Consider the following 25,072-nt stretch of genomic DNA (forward strand, 5'->3'; position numbering starts at 1 on the left):
ACTCGCCTCTGAGCGTGCCGTCCCGGCGCGTCCGCTCAGAGGAGATGTGAATCGCGCCAAACGCAACGGAGAAGACAAGAGAGTTCCTGACATGACCACGACCAAAAAAGACCGCGTGTTGATTTTCGACACGACCTTGCGCGACGGCGAACAAAGCCCCGGCGCAACCATGACCCATGACGAAAAGCTCGAGATCGCCGAGCTTCTCGACGACATGGGTGTAGACATCATCGAGGCCGGGTTTCCCATCGCCTCCGAAGGTGATTTCCGCGCCGTGAAAGAGATCGCCGAGCGGTCCAAAGATGCGGTGATCTGCGGCCTGGCCCGCGCGCAATTGCCCGACATCGACCGCTGCTATGAAGCCGTGAAGCATGCAGCCCAGCCGCGCATTCACACCTTTATCGGCACCTCGCCCTTGCACCGCGCCATTCCGAACCTGACCATGGACGAGATGGCTGAGCGCATCCACGAGACCGTGACTCATGCCCGCAATCTTTGCGATAACGTGCAGTGGTCACCGATGGACGCAACGCGGACCGAATGGGATTATCTTTGCCGGGTGATCGAGATCGCCATCAAAGCGGGCGCCACAACGATCAACATTCCTGATACCGTCGGCTACACCGCGCCGCGTGAAAGCGCCGATTTGATCAAGCGCCTGATCGAAACCGTCCCCGGCGCCGATGACGTGATCTTTGCCACGCACTGCCACAACGACCTTGGCATGGCGACGGCAAACGCCCTTGCCGCTGTCGAAGGCGGTGCGCGCCAGATCGAATGCACGATCAACGGACTTGGTGAACGCGCTGGCAATACCGCGCTTGAAGAAGTGGTGATGGCGTTGAAAACGCGCGGCGACATCATGCCTTTTGAAACCGGGATCGACACCCGAAAGATCATGCACATCTCGCGCCGGGTCAGCACGGTGTCGGGGTTTCCGGTGCAGTTCAACAAGGCCATCGTTGGCAAGAACGCCTTTGCGCATGAAAGCGGCATCCATCAGGACGGCATGTTGAAGAACGCCGAAACCTTCGAGATCATGCGCCCCGAGGATGTGGGCATCGCGGGAACGTCCCTGCCGTTGGGCAAGCATTCGGGCCGCGCGGCCTTGCGCGCCAAGCTCAAGGATTTGGGCGTTGAAGTTGGGGACAACCAGCTCAAGGATATCTTTGTCCGCTTCAAGGAGCTTGCCGATCGCAAGAAAGAGGTCTTTGACGACGACATTCTTGCGCTTGTCACCGCGACGACGGACGGCGACACGAACCGGTTGCAGCTGGTGAACCTCAAGGTCGTCTGCGGTACTGGCGGCCCGGCCGAAGCTTCGCTTGAGATGGAGATCGACGGCGAGGAGCATTCCGCCACCTGCACTGGCGATGGCCCTGTGGACGCGACCTTCAAGGCGGTGCGCGAATTGCACCCGAACAAGGCGCGGCTTCAGCTTTATCAGGTGAATGCCGTGACCGAAGGCACCGACGCGCAAGCCACGGTTTCCGTGCGCCTCGAAGAGGACGGCATGATCGCCACAGGCCAATCGGCCAACACCGATACGGTCGTTGCCTCGGCCTTGGCCTATATCCATGCGCTCAACCGTCTTTTGGTGCGTCGTGCAAAATCCGGTAAGGACGTCAAGGAAATCTCTTACAAAGATGTCTGATACCCCGCCCCGGCTTTCGGGCCGGGGCCGCTTCGCTGGACGATTGTGGTTGCCCGCATGCCTGTGGGTGGCCGGGATCGCGCCAAGGATAATTCCCTTAAAATTTTGCCGCTGACGAAAACGGGCATTTGACGTGATCCTGCTACGACCTAATACCACTCTAGCAGCATGCGAATGGTATGCGGAGCGAGGGTGGCGAAAATGAATCCTGCAAGGACGGTGCTTATCATGGGAAGCGCTCCTGGCGTCACCGCGTGTCGCGACTGGCCCCGGACTCTGTTTTCATCGATCGTTGCCATCAACAATGCATGGCGGGTGCGAGACGACTGGGATTATCACGTCGCTCCGGATGACTTTCCCAAGGACCGGTCACCGGACGGACTGCGTGGCGATCAAAGGCAGATTGGATCGGACAGCTATGTGCCAACCAACAACCAATATGGCGGCATAATCTACGCTGGCGGCACGATGGCGTTTTCCGCGGGGTACTGGGCGCTGTCGGCGTTGAGACCGGAAATTTTGGTCTTTGCCGGCTGCGATATGGTCTATCCAGCAAGCGGCAACACGCATTTTTACGGGACCGGCACGCCTGACCCGTTGCGGGTCGACATCACCTTGCGAAACCTCGAGGCCAAATCTGCCCGGCTGATGTTTCATGCCGCCAGACAAGGCTGCGCTTGCGTTCGCATCCCGTCAGACGAAAGCCGTCTGGTCTTTCCTGTCGCTGAGCTGGGCGATCTGGCGCGCGGCCAGGTCGAACACGTGTTGCCAGATCTGTCGGGCTTTATGCGCGTGAAAGCGCGGGAGCGTGAATTGGGCTGCTACGTCGAGTCCGGGCGATATTGGGAGGCCGCCAAGCCGTACCCTGTCAGCGATCTGGATGACATTGACCGCATGTGGCTTGGCCTGTGCGGTCTCAACCTTGGCCGGGAACACGTCCTGCTCGCCTAACGACGGCGGCTTTCTTCCGACCGGGCCCGCAAACTGTCAGCTCTTTTTCACGAACTTCGTCAGGATCACGATCCGCTGGCCTTCGACCCGGCCCGAGATATGTTCGGCATTGTCAGCCTCGAGCGAGATTTTCCGCACAGCGGTGCCCTGCTTGGCGGTAAAGCCCGCGCCTTTGACCGGAAGCGCCTTGATCAGGGTGACGGTGTCCCCGTTCTGAAGGACGGTCCCATTCACATCGCGGTGCACGATGCCATCGCCCGAGGGCAAGCCAGATTCGGCCCATTCCTGCACCTCCTGCTCCAGATAGGCGATTTCGAGAAGGTCATTGGCCCATGCCGCATCCAATTGCTTGAGCAAGCGCCACGCCAGAACCTGCTCGGCCGGGTTTGTGCTCCAGATTGCTTCGTTCAGGCATTGCCAATGAGGTCCGTCGGTCGGTCCGTTGGCCACACCTTCGGCGCAAGTCGCACAAAGCGCCACGGTGTCATCCTTGGGGGCAACAGCAACGGGGCTGGCGTCATCGGCTTTGCACAGGGCGCATTGGGTCATGATTTCGGTCCTTGGGTCTGGGTAGGCCGTGTAAACCTCAGGAACCACGACCTGTCCATGCGTCCAATGGTGCCAGCGTCAGAACAGAAGGCCGACCACCAAGGGCGCCAAAAGTGCCGTAAGAAGAGCGTTCAACCCCATGCCGATGCCGGAAAACGCGCCAGCGGTTTCGTTGACGCGAAAGGCCTGGGCAGTGCCGATGCCGTGCGCCGCCACACCCACCGCAAAGCCCCGCGCCCGGTAATCCGTGACCCCCAGAAGGTTCAGCATTGGTGTCGCCACAATCGCCCCGGTGATGCCTGTCAGGATCACCAGCACAGCAGTCAAGCCAGGCTGGCCTCCGATCGCCTCGGAGACGCCCAGCGCCACCGGCGCGGTTGCCGATTTCGGCGCCAGCGACAGCAGGGCTTCACCGCGTACGCCCAGCGCCCAAGCAATGCCAAGCGCCGACAAGATCGCCGTCAGCGATCCCGCCAACAGAGCCGCCGCCATGGGCAACAGGCTTTCCTTGACGCGTGACAGGTTGAAATACAGCGGCAGGGCCAACCCGACGGTCGCCGGCCCCAGCATGAAATGCACAAACTTCGCGCCGTTGAAGTAGTCGGTGTAAGGCGTGGCCGTGACCTTCAGGATCACCGCCAGCAAGATGACCGATATCAGCACCGGATTGGCCAGCGCATGGCGGCCCAAAGCTTCGGAGGTGCGGTCGGCGATGACATAGGCGGCCAACGTCAGGGTCAGCCACAGCAAAGGGTCGCGCGCAAGGTAGCTCCAGAGAGCGACGGCGTCAGACATTCGAGCCCCCGGTCAGGCGCACCACCAGCAAAAAGGCACCAACTCCGACAAGAATTGCCAGAATGGTGCTGCCCACCAGGGCAAGGATCAGCCCCGGTCCATCCCGTCCAAAGGTGTCCAGATGCGCGACAACGCCAACGCCTGCGGGCACAAACAGCAATGACAGATGACTCAACAAACCCGTCACGGTCTCGCGCATATAGTGCGCCAGACGCGGCAACATCAGCAACGTCACGAAAAGTCCGGCCAGCCCCAGTACCGGCCCCGGCACCGAAAGCCCCAAGGCCCGCGAAATGGTTTCCCCGCCAAGTTGGAACAGCAGCAGAACACACAGGACGCGGATCATCGCCACCGGAGCGGCCTATTGCATCGCAGGGACAACCTGATCTGGCGGGCGGTGCCCGTCAGCAAAGGTCTTGATGTTGATGATGACCTTCTCGCCCATCTCGACGCGGCCTTCGACGGTGGCCGAGCCCATATGCGGCAGCATCACTACGTTTGGCATGTTGCGCAGCTCGGGGTTGCCCTTGATGCCATGTTCGTAGACGTCCAGACCGGCCCCGGCCAATTCCCCGGCCTTGAGCATCCGGGTCAGGGCGTTTTCGTCCAAGACCTCGCCGCGCGACGTGTTGATGATCACGGCCGAGGGTTTGAGCAACTTGAGCCGCCGCGCGTTCAGCAGGTGATAGGTGCTGGGCGTGTGCGGACAGTTGACGCTGATGATGTCCATGCGGGCAGCCATCTGATCGAGGCTTTCCCAATAGGTGGCCTCAACCGCCTGCTCTACCTCGGGGCGCAGACGGCGACGGTTGTGGTAGTGAATCTGCATGCCGAATGCGGCGGCGCGTTTGGCAACGGCCTGCCCGATCCGGCCCATACCCAGAATCCCCAGACGTTTGCCGCCCAGACGGGTGCCCAGCAAAGCGGTCGGCGCATAGCCCTGCCATTCGCCCGCCTGCATCAGGCTCAGACCTTCCTGAATCCGGCGGGTCACGCCCAGCATCAGGGCCATGACCATATCGGCAGTGTCGTCGGTGACCACGCCCGGCGTGTTCGACACCAAAATCCCGCGCTGCCGCGCCGTCGCCACGTCGATATGATCGAAACCGGCGCCATAGTTGGCGATCAGCTTGAGGTTTTCACCCGCTTGCCCGATCAGCCCCGCATCGATCACATCCGTCACCGTCGGCACCAGCACATCCGCGTTCTGGACGGCATCGACCAGTTCGCCCCGGGTCATCGGGGTGTCGTCATCGCGCAACTGAACGTCGAACAGCTCTTTCAGCCGTGTTTCGACCACCTCGGGCAGGCGTCGCGTCACAACAACACTCGGACGTTTTGATGGCATCGAAACTCTCCCCTACTTTTCCCGAACCGGGCCTTGTGGCACAGTGCGTCAAAGGCTGTAGGGGCGCAAGAACCCCACCTCAATAATATCGGGCGGATCTGTGAAATGATCAGGAAAATCGGGGGCTTTGCCCTTTGTCTTTTGGTATTGGCAAGTGCCGCGCTGGCCGAGGATCGAGGCCCCGTAACCAATCTGCCGCTGCCGCGCTTCGTTTCCATGAAGGCCACCGAAGGCAATGCCCGGCGCGGCCCGTCGCTGTCTCATCGGATCGACTGGGTCTACAAGCGCCGCGGTATGCCGCTTGAGGTGACTGCGGAACATGGCCATTGGCGCCGCGTGCGGGATCGCGATGGCGCGGGCGGCTGGGTGCATTATTCGCTGTTGTCCGGCGTGCGCACCGTTCTGGTCGAACAGGACATGTTGCAACTGCACCAACGCGCCGATCCGGACAGCCCTGTCACGGCGATTCTGGAACTGGGTGTCATCGCCGAGCTGGGCGATTGCGAAATGACCGCGTGCGAGTTGACCGCTGGCGGCTATGAAGGTTGGGCGCCCAAGACCGCGCTTTGGGGTGTCAAACCGGACGAGATTCGCGAATAGCCCGTCCGGTTGTTGGTGTCAGGCGGCTTCGAACCGCAGGATTGCCGCCTCGGAACTGGACAGATTCCGCCGCGCATAAGAGCCATAAAGATGCGGGTTGTCCCGTATGCTGGGCTGAATGTTCAGCAAACGCATGCGGTCTTGCTCGGAAATGGTCGTCAGGGCTGTGTTCGCCGGGTGGAAGCTTTCGGTCTCGACACCATTGGCAAAGACCACCTCGTGCCGCGGCAACATCAGATGAATATATGTTACCTCGCGCACTGCGGTATCCAGGATCACGCTTTCCCCATTCACCAGATCACGCGCCGCAACCAATACCTCGGGGGTGTTGAACAGGGCGCGGGCAACATGCCCTTGCACAAGCATCCGGTGATCGGGTGAAACGAGGAATTCCTCTTCGGGGCGCTCAAGTCCGAAGGCTCCGGCCCGAATGCGGATGGGCCGCAGTCTGGGGATGGCGAAAAGCCTTGCGCCGGTCATGCGGCGACTGCCGATCCATTGCACCGGCTGGGCACCGCTGTCCTTGGTCTGAAGCAGGTCGCCGATTTGCAGATCTTCGACAAGGGTTTGACCAGTGGGTGTCTTGAGCCATGTGCCGGGGGTGAAACAGATCACGCCGCCTGCCTGCTCGCCCGAAGCCGGATCGCGCATCAGCTCCAAATTGTGGTGAACCACCCAAAGGTCGCGATTGGTCGGAGGCAACTCGTCAAGAAACATCAGCAACGGCAGCGCGCCATTGCTGACTTCGATCAGCGTGACGGTATAGCTTTGCATGCCATCCGTGACGACAAAACTGCTGTCGGTCAAAGGATGTTCGACCTCGACGGTCGAGATGTCCTTTTTGTACGTGATTGCAGCGCCAACCAACCGCCGCACCATGCGTGCGGCGCGTTTGCGCAAATGTGCTTCGCCCGTCGCCTGATCAAGTTGCAGGATCGACGAAGGACCGTCGACCCGTACAGCCTCGCCTTGCCAGGACCACGTGGCCCCAACCGACAAGGAGGACGGAGGTGCGGCCTTGAGACCGCCTATATCCGTCTGTGACCAAGAGATGACGAACGTGCCCCGATAGCCCGTTCCCATGCCTGTATGCCTGCTCAGTTTCTTGTTTTTATAGTGTCACAAAGACTAGACCAACTCGATCGCTTGGAAAAGCTTGCCAGGCACAAGGTCAGGGCATGGGGGCGCTCACGCCCTTCATTACGTGTCAATTGAGTCACAGAAAATACAATTAGAGCGTGCCAAAGCCCGAACGACCGATACTTTCATAGGCTTCGAAGCCGGCTGTTTCCGCATCTGAAGGCGCATAGACGTTGCGCAGATCGGCCATACGCGGGCTTTGCATGTCGCTGGCGATCCTGCGCAGGTCCAGCGCGCGGAACTCGTTCCACTCGGTCAGGATCACCAATAGATCGGCGCCCTTCGCGGCCTCATAGGGATCTTCGATCCATGCGATACCGGGCAACAGGTGCTCTCCCTCACGGCGGCCTTGGGGATCACAGGCCCGCACCTTTGCGCCGCCGCCGACAAGCGCTGGCACGATGGTCAGCGACGGCGCGTCTCGCATATCGTCGGTGTTGGGCTTGAAGGTCACCCCCAGCACAGCCACCGTCTTGCCATTGAACGAGCCGCCACAGAGATCCTGCAGTTTTTCGATCATCCGGCGTTTGACGTCTTCGTTTACCTTGATGACAGTCTCGACGATGGACATGGGCGAGGCATGGTCTTGCCCGATCCGCGCCAGCGCCTTGGTGTCCTTGGGAAAGCAGCTGCCGCCATAACCGGGACCTGCATGCAGGAATTTGTTGCCGATCCGGCCATCAAGCCCCATCCCCTTGGAAACCTGTTTGACGTCAGCGCCAACCTTTTCGCACAGCGCCGCGATCTCGTTGATGAAGGTGATCTTGGTCGCAAGAAAGGCGTTGGCGCCGTATTTGATCATTTCGGCGGATTCCAGATCTGTGGTAATGATCGGGAAGTCGCGCAGGTAAAGCGGGCGGTAAATCTCTTCCATAACCTTGGCGGCGCGGTCGGTTTCGACGCCGACAACCACGCGGTCAGGCTTCATGAAGTCGTCAATCGCCGCACCTTCACGCAGGAATTCAGGGTTGCTGGCCACGTCGAAATCAAGGCCGGGGTTTGCCGCCGTTACCACAGCCTTGACCTGCCGGTTGGTACCGACAGGGACGGTCGATTTGGTGACGATGACGACATAGTTCTTGGCGGCCTTGGCGATTTCTTCGGCTGCGGCCATTACATAGGTCAGATCCGCATGGCCGTCGCCGCGGCGGGTCGGTGTGCCCACGGCGATAAAGACCGCATCCGCCCCGTCGATCGCGCTGTTCAGGTCCAGCGTGAAGGACAGGCGCCCCGCCTCGACGTTCTTGGCCATAAGCCGATCAAGCCCGGGTTCAAAGATCGGCACCTCGCCATTTTCGAGCATCTCGATCTTTCGCGGGTCCTTGTCGACACAAACAACTTCATGTCCGAAATCCGAGAAGCACACACCAGAGACAAGCCCGACGTACCCAGTACCGATCATTGCGATTTTCATCTAAATTTGCCTTCCGCCAATACCCTTGTCTCTGTAATGATCCGCCGCCCCCGCAATTGTCAACGCAGGCCAAACCGGGCAAGCGTGGATATGCCCCATTGGACACGGGTCTAAATGCGCGATAACAGGCGGAATAACAGTTACGAGCGTTGCGAAATGAGCCAGACCCCGACCGAGATTGCCCGCGAAGTGCTGACCACCGAAAGCGCGGCCCTGACTCAACTGGCGCAGGAACTGCCCGCCAGCTTTGAAGACGTGGTGACGCGGCTTTTGAGCGTGCAGGGCCGGGTGATTGTGTCCGGCATGGGCAAGTCTGGCCACGTGGCGGGCAAGATCGCCGCCACCTTTGCCTCGACCGGAACGCCGGCACAGGTGGTACACCCCGGCGAGGCAAGCCATGGCGATCTGGGGATGATCACCCGCGCCGATGCGGTGATCCTGATCTCGAATTCAGGCGAAACCCGCGAGTTGGCTGATATGATCGCCCATTGCGCCCGCTTTGCCATTCCGCTGATCGCCATGACCAAACAGGCGGACAGCACTCTTGCCCGCGCCGCAGAAAGCGTTCTGCTGCTGCCCAACGCCCCCGAGGCCTGCGCGATTGGCATGGCGCCCACAACCTCGACCACAATGGCGATGGCGCTTGGCGATGCGCTGGCTGTTGCGATGATGCGGCACCGGGGCTTTGGCCGCGAAAACTTTGCCGCCTTCCATCCCGGCGGTACACTTGGCGCGCAGTTGCTGCATGTCTCGGCAGTGATGCATCGCGGCGATGAATTGCCGCTGGTGCAGGACACCACCCCGATGAGCGAGGTGCTGCTGACCATGAGCCAGAAGGGGTTTGGTGTTGCCGCGCTGGTTCAGGGTGGCAAACTGGCCGGGATCATCACCGATGGTGACTTGCGCCGTAACATGGACGGGCTGATGGACCGCACCGCCGGGCAGGTCGCCACGCGCACGCCGCTGGTCACGCGCCCTGATACTCTTCTGACCGAAGCACTGGGAGTCATGAACATGTCGAAACGCACCGTACTTCTGGTGGTCGAGGAGGATCACAGGCTGGTCGGCCTCTTGCACATCCACGACGCATTGCGCGCAGGTGTGGCATGAGCGCCGTCATCTTCATCCCCGCCCGCTATGCCTCCAGCCGGTATCCCGGCAAGCCGCTGGTCGAACTGACCGGCGCGACGGGGGTGGCAAAATCGCTGATCCAGCGCAGCTGGGAGGCGGCCAAGACCGTCAAGGGCGCCAGCGCCGTTTACGTGCTGACCGATGACAACCGCATCTCCGAAGCGGCGCGCGGCTTTGGCGCCGATGTGCTGATGACCTCGGACAAGGCGCGCAACGGCACCGAGCGCTGCGCCGAGGGCGTCCAGCAACTGGCCGAGGAACCGGACACGGTGGTGAACCTTCAGGGTGATGCTCCACTGACCCCGCCTTGGTTTGTCGAAGCGCTGATTGAGGCCATGCAGGACGACGCGGTGATGATGGCCACGCCGGTTCTGAAATGCGACCACGATACGCTGTCGAACTTTGTCTCTGACCGGCACGCTGGCCGGGTGGGCGGCACCACCGCCGTGATGCGCGCTGATGGCAATGCGCTGTACTTCTCAAAGGAAGTGCTGCCATATGTCGGTAACCTCGAAACGCCGCCCGAAGTCTGGCACCATGTCGGCGTCTACGCCTATCGCCCTTCTGCGCTGCGCAGCTATATGGGCTGGCCCGAAGGTCCGGTTGAGCGTGCCGAGGGGCTGGAGCAGTTGCGGTTCCTTGAAAACGGCATGCCGGTGACCTGCGTGCCGGTGGATGGACATGGCCGCGTGTTCTGGGAGCTTAACAACCCCGTCGATGTCACCCGCATCGAAGGTGTTCTAAAGAAAGAAGGCATCGCATGAGCCCTGTTCGCACCGTTACCATTGGCAACGTCACAATCGCCAACGATGCCCCGTTTGCGCTGATCGCCGGGCCGTGCCAGCTTGAAAGCCTCGATCACGCGCGGATGCTGGCGGAAAAGATCGCTGCGGCGGCAGACCAAAACCAGACCCAGTGGATATTCAAGGCCAGCTATGACAAGGCCAACCGATCATCGCTTCAGGGCAAGCGCGGTCTTGGTATGGATGAGGGGCTGAAAATCCTGCAAACCATCCGGTCCGAATTTGGCGTGCCGGTTCTGACCGATGTGCATGAGACCAGCCAATGCGCCACGGTGGCCGAGGTTGTCGACGTGTTGCAGATCCCCGCCTTTCTGTGCCGCCAGACCGATCTGCTTTTGGCCGCTGGCGAAACGGGCAAGGCGGTGAACGTCAAGAAAGGTCAGTTTCTGGCCCCTTGGGACATGGCCAATGTCGCTGACAAGATCGCCAGCACCGGCAACGAACAGATCATGCTGTGCGAGCGCGGCACATCCTTTGGGTACAACATGCTGGTCTCTGACATGCGGTCGCTGCCGATCATGGGCCAGACTGGTCGTCCGGTGGTCTTTGACGCAACCCATTCGGTGCAAATGCCCGGCGGTCAGGGGACATCCTCGGGCGGCAAGCGTGAATACGTCGAGCCCTTGGCGCGCGCGGCGCTGGCCATTGGTTGCGCGGCGGTCTTCATGGAAACTCATGAAGACCCGGACAACGCGCCTTCGGACGGGCCGAACATGGTCCCCGTAGAGGTGCTGGACCATATTCTGCACGGGCTGCGCGCCATCGACGATCTGACAAAGGGTCGGACCGAGGCGCTGGACGCGATCTTTGCCTGAGGCTTAACCGGCCAGTTCGTCGCGCAACTTGCCCAGATACTGTGTCACCAGCCCAAGCGCACGCTCGGCGCTGGCGGCTTCGGCATAACAGCGAAACTCGGGCGCATTGCCCGAGGGGCGAAGGTGCACGACATCGCCGCCCTCAAATGTCACGCGCAGCCCGTCGGTTTCGTCCAGCGCGGTTTCCGTTCCCGTATCTGCGAAAAACGCCGCGCGCGCAGCGGCATCGTCCGACATTTGCGCGATGAAGGCCTTGGAGACATCGGTTTCGATCCCGGCAATCCGGTCCGCTGCGGTAAAGCGCGGCGGCAAGGCGTCTGCAAGCGCGCCCAGCGTCACGCCTTGGGCGCAGGCCTCGGCCAACGGCGCAAGGATCGGCAACAGGCAATCGCGCGTCATCAGCGGCGCCAAGGAACCCGCCGGCCCCTGTCCCTCGAACCCCAAAAGGAATCCGCCGTTTGCCTCGTACCCGACGACCTTGGCCTTGGGGTCTGCCTCAACCGCTGCCTCCATTGCCGCGATCACATAGGGCGAACCGATGCGTGTCAGGGTCACCTGATCGAATTCCGGCATCTGCGCGACCATCGTGTTCGAACTGACCGGCGTGCACAGGACCTTGGCCCCAAGCGATCGCGCCGTCAGCGCGCCCAGCACGTCGCCGGGAATTATTCGGCCCGACGCATCAGCGACCATCGGTCGATCCGCGTCACCATCGGTTGAGATCACCGCATCCAATCCGTGCGCATTGCACCAGCCTGCCAGCATCCCGCGCGTCGCCGGATCAAGCGCCTCGGTGTCGACCGGGATGAAGCTGTCCGATCTCGCCAGAGCGACCGGATCAGCGCCCAGCGCGCCCAGCACCTCGACCATGACGTCACGCGCAACCGAACTGTGCTGGTAAACCCCAATCCGAAGACCTTTGAGCGCCCCACCATAAGCTTTGGTATAACGCTGAGTGTAATCGGCGACCGCATCCTGTGCGATCCGCGCGGGGGCAGCAATGCCAGTGACGCCCTTGCCCAGATGCGCGCCGATGGCGTCTTCATCGGTTTTGGAAATCTCGCCCGTGGGTACGTAGAACTTCAGCCCGTTGCGGTCTGCCGGAATATGGCTGCCCGTGACCATTACAGCCGCCTGCCCCGCGCCAAGCGACGACAGCGCCAAGGCGGGCGTCGGCAAAACGCCACAATCAATCGCCTGAACGCCCGCGCCCTCGATCGCCTGCATCACCCACTCTGCAATCTGCGGCGAAGACGGGCGCAGATCACGCCCGACATGAACCGCGCCACCATGCGGACAGGCCGCCAGAAAGGCGCCGGTGTAATCCCTGACCAAACCCTCGGTCAATTCCGTGACCAGACCACGCAGGCCGCTTGTTCCAAATTTGGGCGCCATAATCTTCTCCGTACAATTCGCATGAGTGATGCCCAAGCCGGGCCGCAAAGGCAACCGCGATTGACAAGATTTGCCCGCTTGTAAGGCGCACGCGCGGCAGCTATCACGATCCTCCTACCCAGCAGGAGAGCGCCCTTGTCCAGCACCGCCGCACGCATCAGCCGCATCATCGCCCAAGAGATCAACGCCAGCGCCGGACAGGTTTCTGCCGCCGTCGAATTGCTGGATGGCGGCGCCACCGTCCCCTTTGTCGCGCGCTATCGCAAAGAGGTGACAGGCGGGCTGGATGACACGCAGTTGCGCACCTTGAACGACCGCCTAGCCTATCTACGCGAGATGGAATCGCGGCGCGAAACGATCCTGAACTCGATCAAGGAACAGGGCAAGCTGACCGACGCCTTGGCCCGCCAGATCGGCAGTGCCGAGACGAAATCCACGCTCGAAGATATCTATCTGCCCTACAAGCCCAAGCGCCGCACCCGCGCGATGATTGCCCGCGAAAACGGGTTGGAGCCGCTCTTGCGCGCCATCCTCGACGACCGCAGCGCTGATCCGCAAGGCCTTGCCCAAAGCTTCGTCAAAGGTGAGGTGCCGGATACCAAGAAGGCGCTGGAAGGCGCGCGCGACATTCTGGCCGAAGAGCTGAGCGAAAATGCCGAGCTTCTGGGCAAACTCCGGACCTTCATGCAGACCGAGGCGGTGATCACCGCCCGCGTCCAACCCGGCAAGGAACAAGAGGGCGCCAAATTTTCGGATTATTTCGACCATTCCGAAAAGTGGGCAAGCATTCCGTCCCACCGCGCCCTGGCCATCCTGCGCGCCGCCAAAGAAGAGATCGTCACCATCGAGATCGCCCCTGATACGGAAACCGGAACACCGCGCGCGGTGAATATGGTGGCTGCGGCGGTGGGCACCCGCGGCGACGGCCCCGGCGATCAGTGGCTGCGCGACGCGGCGGGCTGGACCTGGCGCATCAAGCTGAGCCTGTCGATGTATGTCGATCTGCTGTCCGATCTGCGCAAACGCGCCCACGAAGAGGCGATCAACGTCTTTGCCCGCAATCTGAAAGACCTGCTACTAGCCGCTCCGGCAGGGGCGCGGGCGACGCTCGGCCTCGATCCCGGCATTCGCACCGGGGTAAAGGCGGCGGTGGTGGATGCCACCGGCAAGCTTCTGGACACCGGGACGATCTATCCCTTCCAGCCCAAGATGGATGTACGTGGTGCGCAGGCGAAGATATTGGAACTTGTCCAGCGCCACGGTGTCGATCTGATCGCCATCGGCAACGGCACCGCCTCGCGAGAGACCGAGCGACTGGTCGCCGACACGCTGAAATTGCTGCCCAAGGGCGTTAAGACCCCGACCAAAGTTGTCGTCTCCGAGGCGGGCGCTTCGGTCTATTCCGCCTCTGAACTGGCGGCGCGCGAGTTCCCCGATCTGGACGTTTCGCTACGCGGCGCCGTGTCGATTGCGCGGCGCCTGCAAGATCCCCTGGCCGAATTGGTCAAGATCGAACCCAAAAGCATCGGCGTCGGTCAATACCAGCACGACGTGGATCAGCGACGCCTGACACAAGCCCTAGAAGCCGTGGTCGAAGACGCGGTGAACGCGGTGGGCGTGGATGTGAACATGGCCTCGGCACCCTTGCTTTCTTATGTCGCCGGGGTTGGCGGATCGGTGGCGCAGGCGATCGTGGATCACCGCGACGCCCATGGCGCTTTTGACGCGCGCAAAGCCCTTCTGAAAGTTCCGGGACTGGGCGCAAAGACTTTTGAGCAATGCGCCGGTTTCCTGCGCATTCAGGGCGGCGCAGAGCCTTTGGATGCCTCCTCGGTTCACCCAGAAGCTTACGGCGTGGCGCGCAAGATCGTGCAGGCCTGCGGGCGCGACATTCGGTCGATCATGGGCGATGGAAGCGCGCTCAAGGGGCTGAAGGCCGAGCAATTTGTCGATGACACCTTTGGCCTGCCAACGGTGCGCGACATCCTTTCCGAACTGGAAAAACCCGGGCGCGATCCGCGTCCGGATTTCAAGACGGCCAGCTTTACCGACGGGGTCGAGGACATCAAAGACCTGCGCCCCGGTATGCGGCTTGAAGGCACGGTGACCAATGTCGCGGCCTTCGGGGCCTTTGTCGATATCGGCGTGCATCAGGACGGGTTGGTGCATATCAGCCAGTTGGCCGACCGGTTCGTCAAAGACCCGCATGAGGTGGTGAAAGCCGGGGATGTGGTCAAGGTCACAGTGACCGAGGTTGATATCCCCCGCAAAAGGATCGCTCTTTCGATGCGCAAGGACGCTGGCCAACAAGATCGCAACGCCCCCTCCCCGCGCAAGGAAGAGCCACGGCGCAGCCCCGGAACCAAGCGCACACCGCCGCAAAAGCCGCAAAAAAGCGACAGCCCCGGGGCGCTTGGCGCCGCCTTGCTGGATGCGATGAAAAAAGGGCGCTGACCATCCGGTCTGGCCAGATCACACAGCCGGAAATGACTAATATCTGTGCAATTCAGCCTTTGCATTCTGCGCCGCAGAAAACCCGATTTGCCATTTGGTGGCGATTTGGTAATAGGGGCCGACCCAACATTTCGAGTTAGTGAATATGGCTTTTACGACGATCACCCCAATCATTCTTTGTGGCGGCTCTGGCACCCGTCTTTGGCCGCTGTCTCGCAAAAGCTATCCCAAGCAATTTGCGACGTTGATGGGGCGCGAAACGCTTTTTCAGGCCTCCTCTCGTCGTCTGTCGGGCAAGACCGAAACCTTGGGTTTCGACAAGCCGATGGTGCTGACCAATTCCGATTTCCGGTTTATCGTCACCGAGCAACTTGCCGAGATCGGCATTGATCCGGGCGCTGTGCTGATCGAACCCGAAGGCCGCAACACTGGCCCCGCCGTTCTGGCCGCGGCGTTGTACGCTTCCAAGACAAATCCCGACGCGGTGCTTCTGGTGGCGCCGTCGGACCACGTTGTTCCGGATACCGACGCCTTTCACAAAGCGGTGGAACGTGGGTTGAAGGCCGTTGCCGAGGGCAGTCTGGTCACCTTCGGTATCTCGCCGACACATGCCGAAACGGCTTATGGCTATCTTGAACTGGCCGATTGTCCCGGCGATGACCGCGCCGCGGTGCCGTTGGCGCATTTCATCGAAAAACCCGACGAAGCCCGCGCGGCCGAAATGGTCAAGGCGGGGAATTTCCTTTGGAATGCGGGGATCTTCCTGTTCCGCGCCTCGGACATCATTGCCGCCTTCGAAAAACACGCGAGCGAGCTTATCGCGCCGGTTCAGGCCGCCGTTGACGAAGCGCAGGTCGATCTGGGCTTTTTGCGTCTTGCACCGGAACCTTGGTCCGGAGCGGTCGACATCTCGATCGACTATGCCGTGATGGAAAAGGCCGACAATCTGTCGGTCGTGCCTTTCACGGATGGCTGGTCGGATCTGGGCGGCTGGGATGCTGTTTGGCGGGAAAGCGGCCCGGATGAAAACGGCGTGATTGCCAGAGACAAGGCAACCGCGATTGACTGCCGGGACACATTGCTCCGCTCGGAAAGCCCGAACCTCGAGATCGTCGGGATCGGCTTGAATAACATCATGGCCGTGGCAATGAACGATGCTGTACTGGTCGCTGACATGAGCCGCGCGCAGGACGTCAAGAAAGCCGTTGCAGCGCTGATGGAAAAGGGCGCTGTTCAGGCGACGACCTTCCCAAAGGATCACCGCCCCTGGGGCTGGTTCGAAAGCCTGGTGGTCGGCAACCGCTTTCAGGTCAAGCGCATCCTCGTGCATCCCGGCGCGGCGCTTTCGCTGCAAAGCCACTTTCACCGCTCCGAACATTGGATCGTGGTCGAAGGCACTGCACAGGTGACCGTCGATGATCAGGTCAAACTGTTGACCGAAAACCAGTCCGTTTACATTCCGCTGGGCGCTGTGCACCGTATGGAGAACCCGGGCAAAGTGCCGATGGTTCTGATCGAAGTGCAGACCGGCGCCTATGTCGGTGAGGACGACATCGTGCGCTACGAAGATGTCTACGCGCGCAGCTGACAGGATCAGCTGTGTTGCCTGACATGGGTTGATCGCGGATAGAATTCAAAAACCGGGCCCCGCAACAGGGCCCGGTTTTTTTAGCGGACCGCCGCGCCAACGGTGGTCGTGATCAGCGACGGCGTGATCTGCTGAATGACCCGGCCCCAGCGCGTCACCGGCTGTTCCGAGACAAAGATCACGTCATTCGGGCGCAGTTCAAAGCGGGTTGCCAGAATAAAGTTCGCCGCGTTACGACCGTCCAGTTGCCATGCCGTCACCGCGCCAAATTCACGGGCATCGGCCGAGCCGCGCAGCACGTAAATCTCGCGCACGTTGCCCGTCTCGGTGGGAATGCCGCCCTTGCTGTACAGCGCATCGGCAAGCGTCGCGGTCTTGCCAAAGGGCAGCGGATAGCGGCTTTGCTCGGCGACTTCACCTGCCAGATAGACGTAATCGCGCTCGACCGAATCCAGTTCGAGACGGGTGAGATAGTTCTGCCGGGCGTCCTGCATCGCGTTTCGGCGAATGCTTATCTCGGACTGCAATTCGTTCAGGGCATTGACTCGCGAGGTCTGCCGGAATTGAGCGGTGCGGATTTCCTGCTCGAAATAGGCCTGCGCCTGATTCAACTGAAACTCGGTATCGACAAAGATGCTGTCTCCGTCGGCCAACTGGGTGCGCTGAAGCCCGCGGTTGGAATACAGCTCGTTCAGGGGGATCTGGTAAAGGGTGCCATCGCGATAAATCCGGACAGAGGCATAGTCCAGATTCTCGGCGGAAACGCCTCCTGCCGCTGCTAGCGCTTCGTCGAGGTACAGCGGTCTTAGTCCAATGGCGGCGACGGTCGGCTTTGCAACGGCGCCGCCGATGGACACTTTGCGAGAGTTGAATTCGGCAATCTCAAGGCTGAAAGTCGGGTCGATCTGCGCCGCGACCAAACGCTGGAACAGCTCGGCCTCGGCCTCTTCGAGGGTCATGTCATACACGGTGACACGCCCGACGTTCGGGATTGCAATCGCGCCGTCGTCCTGAACGGTATACCCCTGCCGGGAATTCGAGGCTGCCAGCAGGCCCGTCAGCTGTTCAACTGTGCTGCCAGCCTGCGGTGTTGCCAGAAGGACGACATCGCCGATGCCAATCTTGTACGGGCCGTTCACCATCTGCGGCGGAACGCGGGTCTCAAGAAAGCCGCCAGCGGTTCCGGGATTGTCCAGAGTTCTGGGAAGCGCGCCAGCCCCGCGCGGCGAACTACCGCCCCCTGCAGCGCCGAAAAACACCGCCGGAAGCTGCTTTGGACGATAGGTAGAGCGGTTCGCAGAAATGACCGTGTCTGGCGTCATGGCAACAACGCGGACCTTTGCGTCACCGTCGCGCAGCGGATTGACACTTGGCGATTGGTAAACCACGTCACAGCCAACCAGCCCGACACAAAACAAAGCAACCAACAAGGGCCTGAGCATCGATCATTCCTTAATATCTGGGTCCGACAAAGGGTTTTTACACCCCGCGAATGCAGGGTGCCAGCCTATGTGTCTTGGGAAAACGAAAAAGGCGAACCCGATGCAGGTTCGCCTCATTATTCCGTCAAAGACTGAACGTCTTTGGCTTAGTTGTTAACGACGGTGTTCGGGGTCGATCCACCTTTGCTGCTGCCACCACCGGATGCAACGATGGCCAGAACAGCAACGCCGCCAAGCGCAATTGCCGCCGCAGTGCCGCTACCTGCAAAACCACCCAGAATGGTGCAATCGTCGTTGGTCGCTGCGGTCGATTGGTTGCTGTCACAGCCTTCGGCAGAAGCAACAGATGCGCCAGCCATCGACGCGACAAGCAGCATAGAGGTAAAGAATTTCTTGTTCATGATCTGCACTCCGAAAATCACACTTTGTAAGGTACGTACACGAAACAATAATTCCACGCAACGCGCGTCGTTAATGAATCGTTAATTTGGGTCCGGCAATTACGGATTTTGCCTTTTTATTGGACTTTCAGCAACTCGGTCTCAAGGTATCCGATAAACGGACCAAGCCATTGTTTTGACTTCCGCACGCGTCCCGCAGCATCGACCCAGAATTCATTGTCGAACTGCTCCCCCGTGCTATCAAAACAGATTTCGGCGACAAACAGCGCGGGGATTTGTCCGACAAGGGTCTGCGCAGCGCCGCCAGACGTGTGGACGTACTCACATATGAAGGCCCGCACAACAAGTTGGTTTTCCTGATTCAGGTAGCGGTGGACGCGTTCACCCTGAATTGCGCCCGAACGCAGCGCCGACTGAACATCGTCCAGATCAGAAGACATCAGATCGCCGCCCAGCCCGCGCGTTGCGGTGACAACACCGCGATCAAAGCTGACGGAAACGCCATCGGGCGTCACCCATTGCTGCGCCGAGCCGTTGCGCACCGAGGGCACCAGACCGGCCTGAACAGACCGAGCGGGCAGCGCCGCGTACATCAGAGGCCCCTCAAAACCAGCAATGAAACCAGGCGTCAGGGTCTTGCGAAGATCGGGTTGCGCCACTTGCCCGCGCTGCCCCATGACCCTGCCCAAAGCCCCTTGAACAGCGCCGGGTGCCAAGCTGCGGTCCCCGCAGGCAGCCAGCGTCAACAGCGCCAGCGCGGCCACGAAAAAGGGTCTCATCGCCAGAACCGTCCCCATTGCTGTTGCAGGCCAAGTTGGTGGTATTCCCGCACATCGTTGTACAGGCGACCATCGACGTCCAGCCGTGCACCACCGTCGCGCTGAACCGGCCTGATGGTCCGCGCGATCGTCCTGGTCGATTTACTTCCGGTTATCGCCGACAGCGGAATTTCAAAGCGGAATCCTTTGTCGAATGAGCCTTCGCCAAAGGTGGTGAAGGGCACATCGGTCAACGTCGCAAAAGCGCCGACCTTGATCCCGTTCCTGAATTCACGATCCACTGACAGGGTCGCTCCCCAGTCGCCCGCCAGATAGCGGCCAACGTCCAGTTGATAATGGAACCCGTTGAGCGTCTCGTAATAGGCCGAAGCGTGGCCTGTGATGACGTCGTAATCCCGCAGCCCAAAGCCCTGCGCGAACTCGCGTTGCTTGACGTAGTTCAGCTCGGCCCCAAAGGCGAGGCGGCTGTTGACCGGCTTCCACAGCAACTCGCCCGACAAGCCGGCAAACATCGGCTCCAGATAACCCGCCGTGACCCGGCCATAGAGGTTTTCGCCGGGGCGGAAATACTTGGCCACGGTCAAACTGGTCATCGCCGTCTGCCCTTCGGCGGCATAAAGGCCCACGTCCGAACGCACATGCGGCAGTTTGGAGCCTGACAACCGCAGATCGACCCGATTCCCGGTCAGGCGGCGCTGCACGGCGCCGGAATAGACCAGCCCCAAAGACGGTTCGTACCGGAAGGTGCCTTCGACCCCCAGATCAAGGCGGATCGGTGAATCCGGGTCAAAATAGCTCGCCTGAAGGTAAGGGCCGATCCCCCATGTGAACGACGGAACCGTGACTCCCGGCATTTCAGCGCCCAGCGATCCGGCGTTCGCGTCTTCGATCCTGGCGCGGGCAAAGGTTTGCCAAGCGCCGTCCGGGGCATATTCCAACTCTTCCAAGTCGCTACGCTGCAGAACCACGCGCGAGGCAGCTATGCCGTTGGCCGTCACCGGAACGATCTCAAACTGCTCGACCGAGGCGGGCATCAGCACCGTCAACGTCCGCGCGATCCGCCCCACCGACTGGGCAGAGTTCGCATTGCCAGGATTGCGGAAGCGCACCAGAACCTTGGTTGGGCGCAGCGTAAATCCATCCAGGGCAAGGCCCTCGGCCTCAAGCACCTGCGCAAGAGCATCTCGCAATGATCCGGCCACGTTGGTTTGCTGCGACCAGCCAAGATCGGCCGCCGCGCCGGGCGCGCGCACGGCCAAGGGTGGCGGGGCCCCGTCCAGCACCGGCGGATTGCGGTTTGGCTGCTTGGGGTTCAGGGTATAGCTGAACTAGACGGCCAGCGTACTGCCATAAAGGTAGGCCGCCCGCATATCGACGCCATTCCGAAAACGATAGTTCAGACCGAAGTTCAGCGGCGAGGCGCGGTCAAATCCCATGCGGGTCGTTTCACCGACATAGGCGTCCGAGGAATATTCAACCGCCAGCCTGAGCCGGTCGTTCACGGCATATTCCAGTCCGCCGAACAACGCAGCGTCGCCGCGGAACCACTGACCCGCATCAAGACGCCCGGTCTGGGTCACCCCGCCCGTCTGGTCGGGCCGTGTCTTGAAGCTCTTGGACAGCACACCCAAGGGGTTCGTAAAGCCGTTGTAGCTGCCAAAGCGCCCCCAGCCGATCCCGCCTGTGGCCCGCAGATTGCCAAAGGTCTTGGTCGCCACAAGGTATTCGCCCAAATAGATCCCGGTGCCGCCAAAGTCTTGCAGTCCAACAGTGACCGCAGGGCGATAGCGCCCCTCTTCCATAAGCAAATAGCGCAGATCAAAGCTGCGGTCGTAATAGGCCACGGTGCCTTTGTAGTTGTCGAGATAGGCATAGCGGAATGCACCGGACAAACGGGGCGTAATCTGAAAGTGAAACGTCGAGCGCCCGGTCATGTCGAACAGGCCCAGCGTCACTGTCAGATCTGCGTCTTTCATGGAATGCGCCGTCGGCATGTCCAGAATGCCCGGTACGCCGCTGAAACCAAGGGTTGGCCGCGACCATGCGCTGTCCTGCGCCTTCGCCGAGGCTGCCAAAGCGCCGCTCAGGCAGAGTGACAAACCAATGGTTCCAATTCGAGATCGCAAAAAGTTACCTCCTTCAGACACCATCGGTTTACCGCGAAAACAGGCTTGGTCAATCGGCCGCGACCAATCCGATCAGCCACGCACCCAAGACCAGCCAACAGGTGGATGAGGTTCTTCTGCCGTGTCCGTCAAAAAGAATAAAGCGGCGGCGCGGAAAAAGTCCGACTTTGGGTCTGTGTCATGCGCAAAAACCACATCAAAGATTGATTTTCCGCCACCAGAACCGGCCACACACCGCTTGGCGCCGATGACACCAAGGCACCTTGCAGCCGCCCAAAAGATCAACCAGATTGAAAAGGTTATTCTAGAAAAGGGGTTTAGCCTTGGTCAGCCGACCGGACATGCAGACTGTTCTGGATCAGCTTGGCCTATCTGATCTGATCGACCGGTTTCGAACGCAAGACATCGACGACGCCCTGTTCTGGACGTTGCGCGAATCCGATCTTCGAGAGTTGGGTCTGACCATCGGGCAGCGAAAAAAGCTGCTCGGCGTCATCGGGGACGCGTCAGAAAGGGCGCAACCCGCCGAGGGTTTGGAAAAACGGCGCCTGACGGTGCTGTTCATCGATATGATCGGATCAACCCCGCTGGCCGAACGTCTTTCAGCGGACGACATGCACGACCTTCTGCAATCGACCTATGTTGCCGCCAGCGCCGTGGCGCGACGGTTCGGGGGGTATCTTGCGTCTTTGCAAGGGGACGGCATGATCATGCTGTTTGGCTATCCCCGGTCGCGTTTTGGCGACGCTGAACGGGCGCTTGGGGCCGCGCTCGCCATGCAAGAGGACCTCAAGACAAGCGAATACCTTTTACCGTCCGGCGCCCGCGTCGAGGCGCTGTTCCGCGTCGGTGTGGCGACGGGTCAGGCGATCATCGGCACGCCATCGGACTATGTCGTCGGCGGCGGGCTGCAAATGGTTGGACAAGTGATGAACCGGGCCGCGCGCCTGCAATCCGCAAGCCCTCCGGGCGGGGTGATGGTGGACGGGCCGACACGCGCCGAGGTCGGCGATCTTTTTGAGTTCGAGGCCCGCGACGATGTGGTGCTGAACGGCATTGAGGACACCACTGGAATTGCGCAACTGGTTCGGCGCAGCACAGCTCAGACGCCGCAACAACCCCAGCCGACAACCGTGTTCGGACGCGACGCTGAAAATGCCCGGCTGCGCGGACTTTGGGCCCAAGTCGGGGCGGGTGCGACAAGGTTTGCGCTGCTGACGGGTGAGGCGGGATTGGGCAAATCGACGGTGCTGCGCCAGTTTCTGACCGCGACGTCCGGCGCGCAATCCCGCGTTGTCTCATTGGCCTGTACGTCGCTTTCGCAATACACCGCGCTAGGCCCGGTTTTGAACCATTTCGAGCAATTGGTCGGCGACAAAGAGGCCGCGACCCCAACCGCCCGCAGCGAAGCGCTGCGCCTGATCCTTGGATCACGGCCAGTTCAGGATCTTGCCCTGATCGCCGGACTTCTGGGACTGCCGGTGAAGGAGGCTTTGGATAAACCGCCTGCTACAGCTTCTCGGGGGCAGTTGATCGACATACTGGCGGATTGGCTGGTCGATACCTCTACCGGACGGACAACTCTTGTGGTTCTGGAGGACGCGCATTGGTGTGACCCAACCACACGCGATCTGATGGAGGCCTGCGCCGAGCGTGCAAATGGCCATCCCGTCATGTTACTGGCCACCTCGCGCAACGCCGCTGAACCGCTTTGGCGCACCCAATCCGGGGTCGAGACCCTGGCCCTGAAAGGCCTAGAGTACAAACCCGCCGAGGCCCTTCTGACCCGCATCTTGCAGGATCATCCACCGCCGGCCGTCATCCGCCAGCGCATTCTTCAGCGCAGTGACGGAAATCCGCTAATGTTGGAAAGCCTTGCGCGCAGCTTTGGGCGTGATTTCGACGGCGACTATGGGCGCGATGTTACGGTGCCGCAAACCATCTACGAAAGCGTGGCCGAAAGACTGGATGGGCTGAAACAGGGGCGCCGTGTTGCCGCCGCGCTTGCGGTGCTGAACACCGAAACCGATCGGGACATGCTCGCGCCGCTTCTTGGACTCTCTCCCGCGCAGATCGACGACGGCTTGCAAGACCTTCTCCGGGCCGGCCTTGTCAGCGATGATCGCGCCGGCCGCGCTTGTCGCTTTTACCACCAGTTGTATCGCGACGTCGTCTATGAACGGATGATCGAGGCTGATCGCCGGGATCTGCACCGCAAGGCGTTGGCCATCCTGCCCGACCTGTTTCCGGACATGCGCACGCGTCACCCTGACATCCTTGCCACGCACGCGCTGGCAGCGGGCGCCAAGGTCCATGCAGCCCCTCTCGCCCTGACCGCGGCCGAGCTTTTCCTGTCCCGCTCTGCGCTGGTCGAGGCCGATCATTTCTTTGAAATGGCCCTGACGGCTTTGGATGGTCTTGCGCGCACGCCTGATCATCAAAGGCTGCGTCTGCGTGCAGTCACAGGGATGGCTGCGGTCAAGCGCGGCCGCCTGAGCATCGCTGCAGATGAAGTGCGCACGCTCGGGCGGGAGATGCTGGCGCTATCCCGCGAACTTGAGGACCGCCAGAGCGAAATGCTGGCGCTGAACGGTCTTTATGCCCACGCTCTTGTGCGCGCCGATTATCGCGAAGCTCGGGATTGGGCGGTTGCCTTGAACGACGCCGCGCGGTTGTCACAGGACCGCACATTCACCATGATCGGGGGGCGCGCCATGGGGGTCGTTGCCCTGCACGTCAGCCGCTTTGACGAGGCCGAGGAAAGGCTGCGCGCGGCGCTGGATGCCTATGATCGCGACCGGGACATTGGGCTGGCCTACGCGCACGGTTATGACCACGCTGAAATTTGCGCCGTGTTCCTGTCCTTCACCCTTTGGATGCGCGGCGATCTGAAAGGTGCGCGCAAGGTCAGCGCGTTCTCTGTCAGTCATTCACGCGATATTAATCATGCGCATTCGCTTGGTCAGGCGCTGTCATTTCGTGCATTGCTGGCTGCATTGGCCTTTGATGATGGCGAAATGGCCGATGCCGGTCTCGAAGCGGTGGAGATGGCGGATCGGTTTGACATCAAGGTTGCGCGCGGGGCGGGGCTGTTTTTCGGCAATGCCGCCCGTTTGCTTGCCCGGGCCGATCCTCCGGATCAATCCGACTGCGCGGCCTTGAAAAGGGCCCTCCCGGTTTTTCAACAGTTCAACCCATTCAACTACGGCCCTTTGGCGTGGTCCGTCCTGGCCAACGCTTATCTGCGTGCAGGTCAGTTGCCCGATGCCAAATCCTGCCTCGAACAAGCGCAAAAGATCGAGAAGCACACTGACGAGACGTGGACAAGTTCTGAAATCGCCCGCCTTCAGGCGCAGTTGGCCGGGCTTGAGGGCGATTCAGACAAGGCTGCGGACCTGCGGGTTCGGGCTTTTGAGCACGCGCGGGAAAGCGGAGCGGCGACGCTGGCCCTGCGCATCGCCTGCGACATGGTCGAAGCTGAGGGTTCGGAGCAGTCATACGCGCGACTCGCACAAGCGGCTGACGGCATGGTTTCCCTTGATGAGGGATGGGATGCCACCCGCCTGCGTCGTTTGCGTGCGACGCGATGAAGGTTTTTCGACCGCACCGTTGCAGAGATGCCCGGCATCCGGCACGCAAAGCCCACCCGGCAAGAGCTTTTGACAGTTCCGCAATTGGCTGTGCAAA

19 protein-coding genes and 1 pseudogene are annotated in these 25,072 nt (G+C 61.0%); 9 read left to right on the forward strand and 11 right to left on the reverse strand.

Annotation, left to right across the window (positions count from 1 at the left end):
• Nucleotides 1-91: 91 nt before the first annotated feature.
• Both ACOYQJ_RS07665 and ACOYQJ_RS07670 read left to right on the forward strand, forming a co-directional pair.
• Complete coding sequence (locus ACOYQJ_RS07665) at nucleotides 92-1,654, forward strand: 2-isopropylmalate synthase (RefSeq protein ID WP_422905430.1); 1,563 nt, start codon at nucleotides 92-94, stop codon at nucleotides 1,652-1,654.
• Between the two features lie 228 nt (nucleotides 1,655-1,882).
• Nucleotides 1,883-2,605: a hypothetical protein gene (locus ACOYQJ_RS07670; RefSeq protein ID WP_422905431.1), complete on the forward strand. Its 723-nt coding sequence runs from the start codon at nucleotides 1,883-1,885 to the stop codon at nucleotides 2,603-2,605.
• 36 nt (nucleotides 2,606-2,641) lie between these two features.
• Here the strand turns inward: ACOYQJ_RS07670 and ACOYQJ_RS07675 are convergent, their stop codons facing one another.
• The 4 genes from ACOYQJ_RS07675 to ACOYQJ_RS07690 all read right to left on the reverse strand — a co-directional run bounded on the left by ACOYQJ_RS07675 (nucleotide 2,642) and on the right by ACOYQJ_RS07690 (nucleotide 5,297).
• Nucleotides 2,642-3,154, reverse strand: a complete 513-nt coding sequence (locus ACOYQJ_RS07675; protein WP_422905432.1) for an alkylphosphonate utilization protein — start codon at nucleotides 3,152-3,154, stop codon at nucleotides 2,642-2,644.
• 78 nt (nucleotides 3,155-3,232) lie between these two features.
• Nucleotides 3,233-3,949, reverse strand: coding sequence for an LrgB family protein (locus ACOYQJ_RS07680; RefSeq protein ID WP_422905433.1), 717 nt, complete (start codon nucleotides 3,947-3,949; stop codon nucleotides 3,233-3,235).
• Nucleotides 3,942-4,295, reverse strand: a complete 354-nt coding sequence (locus tag ACOYQJ_RS07685) for a CidA/LrgA family protein (RefSeq protein WP_422905702.1) — start codon at nucleotides 4,293-4,295, stop codon at nucleotides 3,942-3,944. The genes ACOYQJ_RS07680 and ACOYQJ_RS07685 overlap by 8 nt, the downstream gene beginning before the upstream one ends.
• A 15-nt stretch (nucleotides 4,296-4,310) precedes the next feature.
• Nucleotides 4,311-5,297: a 2-hydroxyacid dehydrogenase gene (locus ACOYQJ_RS07690; protein WP_422905434.1), complete on the reverse strand. Its 987-nt coding sequence runs from the start codon at nucleotides 5,295-5,297 to the stop codon at nucleotides 4,311-4,313.
• Between the two features lie 105 nt (nucleotides 5,298-5,402).
• Here ACOYQJ_RS07690 and ACOYQJ_RS07695 point away from each other — a divergent pair, with 105 nt between their 5' ends.
• Nucleotides 5,403-5,897 (forward strand): SH3 domain-containing protein, encoded by a 495-nt coding sequence (locus ACOYQJ_RS07695; RefSeq protein ID WP_422905435.1) that lies wholly within the window; start codon nucleotides 5,403-5,405, stop codon nucleotides 5,895-5,897.
• An 18-nt stretch (nucleotides 5,898-5,915) separates the two neighbouring features.
• Here ACOYQJ_RS07695 and ACOYQJ_RS07700 read toward each other — a convergent pair whose 3' ends face one another.
• Together ACOYQJ_RS07700 and ACOYQJ_RS07705 are read right to left on the reverse strand one after the other, a co-directional pair.
• Nucleotides 5,916-6,980 carry a Hint domain-containing protein gene (locus ACOYQJ_RS07700; protein WP_422905436.1) on the reverse strand — a complete coding sequence of 355 codons (1,065 nt, stop codon included), beginning with the start codon at nucleotides 6,978-6,980 and terminating at the stop codon, nucleotides 5,916-5,918.
• Between the two features lie 148 nt (nucleotides 6,981-7,128).
• Nucleotides 7,129-8,451: a UDP-glucose dehydrogenase family protein gene (locus tag ACOYQJ_RS07705; protein WP_422905437.1), complete on the reverse strand. Its 1,323-nt coding sequence runs from the start codon at nucleotides 8,449-8,451 to the stop codon at nucleotides 7,129-7,131.
• Nucleotides 8,452-8,607: 156 nt separating this feature from the next.
• On the opposite strand from ACOYQJ_RS07705, the gene ACOYQJ_RS07710 reads away from it, so the two are divergent.
• Genes ACOYQJ_RS07710 through kdsA form a run of 3 tightly spaced genes read left to right on the forward strand, consistent with a single transcriptional unit; the run spans nucleotide 8,608 to nucleotide 11,200 of the window.
• Nucleotides 8,608-9,561 (forward strand): KpsF/GutQ family sugar-phosphate isomerase, encoded by a 954-nt coding sequence (locus ACOYQJ_RS07710; protein WP_422905438.1) that lies wholly within the window; start codon nucleotides 8,608-8,610, stop codon nucleotides 9,559-9,561.
• Complete coding sequence (locus tag ACOYQJ_RS07715) at nucleotides 9,558-10,346, forward strand: 3-deoxy-manno-octulosonate cytidylyltransferase (RefSeq protein ID WP_422905439.1); 789 nt, start codon at nucleotides 9,558-9,560, stop codon at nucleotides 10,344-10,346. The genes ACOYQJ_RS07710 and ACOYQJ_RS07715 overlap by 4 nt, the downstream gene beginning before the upstream one ends.
• Nucleotides 10,343-11,200, forward strand: coding sequence for a 3-deoxy-8-phosphooctulonate synthase (gene kdsA, locus ACOYQJ_RS07720; protein WP_422905440.1), 858 nt, complete (start codon nucleotides 10,343-10,345; stop codon nucleotides 11,198-11,200). The genes ACOYQJ_RS07715 and kdsA overlap by 4 nt, the downstream gene beginning before the upstream one ends.
• A gap of 3 nt (nucleotides 11,201-11,203) precedes the next feature.
• On the opposite strand, the gene ACOYQJ_RS07725 is transcribed toward kdsA, so the two are convergent.
• A complete protein-coding gene (locus ACOYQJ_RS07725; protein WP_422905441.1) occupies nucleotides 11,204-12,595 on the reverse strand; it encodes a phosphomannomutase in 1,392 nt (463 codons plus the stop codon).
• A 135-nt stretch (nucleotides 12,596-12,730) separates the two neighbouring features.
• Between ACOYQJ_RS07725 and ACOYQJ_RS07730 the strand changes: the two genes are divergently transcribed.
• On the forward strand, nucleotides 12,731-15,049 hold the full coding sequence (locus tag ACOYQJ_RS07730; protein ID WP_422905442.1) for a Tex family protein: 2,319 nt from the start codon (nucleotides 12,731-12,733) through the stop codon (nucleotides 15,047-15,049).
• 145 nt (nucleotides 15,050-15,194) lie between these two features.
• On the forward strand, nucleotides 15,195-16,637 hold the full coding sequence (locus ACOYQJ_RS07735; protein ID WP_422905443.1) for a mannose-1-phosphate guanylyltransferase/mannose-6-phosphate isomerase: 1,443 nt from the start codon (nucleotides 15,195-15,197) through the stop codon (nucleotides 16,635-16,637).
• Nucleotides 16,638-16,717: 80 nt separating this feature from the next.
• Here the strand turns inward: ACOYQJ_RS07735 and ACOYQJ_RS07740 are convergent, their stop codons facing one another.
• The 4 genes and pseudogenes from ACOYQJ_RS07740 to ACOYQJ_RS07755 all read right to left on the reverse strand — a co-directional run bounded on the left by ACOYQJ_RS07740 (nucleotide 16,718) and on the right by ACOYQJ_RS07755 (nucleotide 21,409).
• Nucleotides 16,718-18,079 carry a polysaccharide biosynthesis/export family protein gene (locus ACOYQJ_RS07740; RefSeq protein WP_422905444.1) on the reverse strand — a complete coding sequence of 454 codons (1,362 nt, stop codon included), beginning with the start codon at nucleotides 18,077-18,079 and terminating at the stop codon, nucleotides 16,718-16,720.
• A gap of 146 nt (nucleotides 18,080-18,225) precedes the next feature.
• Entirely contained in the window at nucleotides 18,226-18,480 is a 255-nt protein-coding gene (locus ACOYQJ_RS07745; RefSeq protein ID WP_422905445.1) for a hypothetical protein, read from the reverse strand.
• Between the two features lie 116 nt (nucleotides 18,481-18,596).
• Complete coding sequence (locus tag ACOYQJ_RS07750; protein ID WP_422905446.1) at nucleotides 18,597-19,259, reverse strand: YjbF family lipoprotein; 663 nt, start codon at nucleotides 19,257-19,259, stop codon at nucleotides 18,597-18,599.
• Nucleotides 19,256-21,409: pseudogene (locus ACOYQJ_RS07755) on the reverse strand (YjbH domain-containing protein). The gene ACOYQJ_RS07750 and the pseudogene ACOYQJ_RS07755 overlap by 4 nt, the downstream one beginning before the upstream one ends.
• Before the next feature lie 317 nt (nucleotides 21,410-21,726).
• Here ACOYQJ_RS07755 and ACOYQJ_RS07760 point away from each other — a divergent pair.
• On the forward strand, nucleotides 21,727-24,975 hold the full coding sequence (locus tag ACOYQJ_RS07760) for an AAA family ATPase (protein ID WP_422905447.1): 3,249 nt from the start codon (nucleotides 21,727-21,729) through the stop codon (nucleotides 24,973-24,975).
• The last annotated feature ends 97 nt before the right edge of the window (nucleotides 24,976-25,072 follow it).

This window comes from Pacificoceanicola algae (assembly GCF_049341065.1).
GTDB lineage: Bacteria > Pseudomonadota > Alphaproteobacteria > Rhodobacterales > Rhodobacteraceae > Pacificoceanicola.